Annotated in this window: 1 protein-coding gene; it reads left to right on the top strand. The window is 28.8% G+C overall.

The window, feature by feature from the left end; translation table 11 throughout:
• Nucleotides 1-233 (top strand): sugar-binding domain-containing protein (locus VJI93_RS09295; RefSeq protein WP_324009403.1); only part of this gene is annotated, 233 nt, incomplete at both ends.

The following is a 233-nucleotide window of genomic DNA, read 5'->3' on the forward strand; positions in this document are numbered from 1 at the left end:
AAGTAGCATCAGAATATTTTTTAAATATAATTTCTGAACATGATGTAATAGGTATCTCTGGTGGGACAACGGTTAAGTCATTTGTAGACCTAATGAATGTAAAAAAATTTTATAATAAAATTGCTGTCATCCCAGCTCGAGGAAGTTTAGGTAATGGATTAGAATATCAGTCAAATGTTGTTGCTCATAATTTAGCAAAAAAGTTAAATGCAAATTTTTTTGGGACTTTTTTA

The sequence above is a fragment of the Parvimonas sp. M20 genome, assembly GCF_035282425.1.
Taxonomy (GTDB): Bacteria; Bacillota; Clostridia; order Tissierellales; family Peptoniphilaceae; genus Parvimonas.